This window comes from Clostridium tarantellae (assembly GCF_009295725.1).
GTDB classification, from domain to species: Bacteria; Bacillota; Clostridia; order Clostridiales; family Clostridiaceae; genus Sarcina; species Sarcina tarantellae.
This window is the reverse complement of record NZ_WHJC01000398.1, coordinates 1-2,468: the sequence shown is the minus strand read 5'-3', so window position 1 is coordinate 2,468 and position 2,468 is coordinate 1. Positions and strand designations below refer to the sequence as shown.

Sequence of the window (2,468 nt, the reverse complement as noted above, 5' to 3'; positions counted from 1 at the left end):
GTAATGGAAATAAAAGTGAAAAGGATTATAGAATTTTACAAGTAATTAATCGTAAATGGAATAGTATAATAGCAAATTTTAATGAAATAGATAAAGCTTTAACTGAGCTAAATTATGCTGAAAGTAAAAAAGAAGCTCTTTGGAAAATTTGGATAGGAGAATTAGAAGAAAAAGATATGGATGAATACATAGATATTATTTATTATTCACCTGATGAATTATTAAATATCACAGAATTTTCTATAGAAGAATGGTGGTAATCTAAAATTTTGTATTTAACAAAAAGTTTTAAATAAACATAATTTAAAAGATTATATTTATTTAAAGCTTTTTTTATTAAACATTTTAAATTTTATAAATTCCTTTACTCTAGTAACATTATGTAATATTTAAACATAATATATACTAGCAAGATTCATCTTGACTTTTTTTTTAGGTGATTTATATGAATGAAGTTTCAATGCCACTTTATAGCTTTGCACCTAAAAATCTTCCTTATGTTGAAATTACTAATATGGGAGGGTTTGTAGCAAGCTTTTTTGTAACTTATACGTTAAATGGTAAAGAAGAATTTAAAGAATCTGGAGTCTTTTCTATTTTCTTTTCAAAAAAAATAGAAATTCCTTTTGGTGCTACTAATATTCATGTTTTAGTCAATGCATATAATGGACTAGCTCAATGGAATCCTATATATAATAATAATTTTAATACTCCATCCACATTAAAACTAACCTTACATGGTACTATTTGGAATCCTCATTATAAGGTTATAAAGGATCCTAATCCAATTAATTATTATGTAGAAGCTGCTAATAATTCTGGTATTATTGCATTATTACTGGTTCAATATAATTTTGAAGGAAAACGTTATTCTATAATAACAGATGAATTTTCTTTAGGGATGATTAGAACTGTAAACCTTCCTAAAGATGCTACAAATATTTATATTGCATTAAAACCAAGTAGTGGAAAACTTAGAATTGCTTATCCTAATTTTTATGAAAAAAATCTTAGTAAACCTATTAATTTAGAATTAAAATTTTATGGTTCATTATATGCAGAAACTGTTTGGGAAAACGGAAAAGAAGTTACTGAAGATATTGATAATATTATTAAATTAATTAAATTTCCTGATAAAGGAGATGTTTATGTAGGACAACCTATTGAATTTTCAATAGTATTAACAAATCATTCTAAAAATAATATTACTGATATTATGTTATGGGAAGAATTCATTCCTGATTCTGCTAAATTTGTTGAGAATTCATTAAAAGTAAATAGTGAATCTATTTATTCAACCTCTTTTCCTAAATCAGGAATATTTTTAGGTAATTTAAATGCAACATCTACTTCTACTATAAGATATAAAGTTATATTTAATTCTATACCTTTAATAACAAAATTAGATGGAACACTTAATCACATTGATTATACTTTTGCAGAACAACCTAAAATAACCTATTCATATATAGATTCTAATAATAATAAGAAAACTGTTACTTTAATTGGAAATATAGAGCCTATAACCATTAGAAATCCCTTAAATACATCTCCTTATAATTCATTAAATTTAAATATAGATTATTCAGATGAAGTAAAAACCCCAGCACCTCTTAATTCATCTAATACTTTTAAAAGAACTTTAAATGATAATACTATTTTTAATAGTTATGAACAATATATAAATTTTTTCAAATCTATACAATAAATATAATTTAAAATATATTTATTGATTTTATTAACTTTAATAAAGTCATGATTATAATAAAATTATTAAAAATCATGACTTTTCAAATTAATTAATAGAAAGTACTTGTAAAATACCCTCTATTAATTATTCCTTAATAAATAAAATTCAAAATATTATTTTTTACTGTAAAAACTTAATAAATTCTATTAATTGTTTTTCCGCTAATTCTTTATTATTCTCAGGAAATTTAATTACTTTCAAAAGTCCTTCTAATGAATCTACTTCATAAATATCAAAAATTTTATTTGCTGTTAACTGTTCACTTTTTCCTATTTCCATAACTCCTTCAACTGTAAACATAGAAAATTTAACATATTTACCTAAATACATTACTAAAACTTCTTTAGTAGCAAAATTTCTATAATAAAATCCCCAATTATGTGAAAAATCATTATGTTTGGGTAAGTTAATTAAGTTTGAAAATATAAACCACATATTTTCATTATCTATTTTAACTTCATAATCACTTACAAATAATGTGTTATCAAGATACTCTCTAGCTTTTTTTTGATCTTCTAAAGGACAAATTAAATATCCATAATTTTTTAATTTAAGTGCATTATTTCTATAATCCATAACATCCATTTTTCTTTCCTCCTAAAAATATTTTTAAATAAAATCTTATACTAATAATATACCTACTTACATTTTAAATTCAAGAAAGATTAATTAAACATATAAAAGATATTTTCTATGTTTAATTAAGGAATATCTATAT

At 22.2% G+C, this 2,468-nt stretch carries 3 protein-coding genes; 2 read left to right on the top strand and 1 reads right to left on the bottom strand.

Annotated elements, in window-relative coordinates:
• Positions 1–260, top strand: a 260-nt coding sequence (locus tag GBZ86_RS17415; RefSeq protein WP_170272282.1) for a hypothetical protein, incomplete at its 5' end; no start/stop codon positions are given.
• Positions 261–445: 185 nt separating this feature from the next.
• Positions 446–1,708, top strand: coding sequence for a hypothetical protein (locus GBZ86_RS14930; RefSeq protein WP_152891967.1), 1,263 nt, complete (start codon positions 446–448; stop codon positions 1,706–1,708).
• Positions 1,709–1,870: 162 nt separating this feature from the next.
• On the opposite strand, the gene GBZ86_RS14925 is transcribed toward GBZ86_RS14930, so the two are convergent.
• Positions 1,871–2,335, bottom strand: a complete 465-nt coding sequence (locus tag GBZ86_RS14925; protein WP_152891964.1) for a hypothetical protein — start codon at positions 2,333–2,335, stop codon at positions 1,871–1,873.
• Between the last annotated feature and the right edge of the window lie 133 nt (positions 2,336–2,468).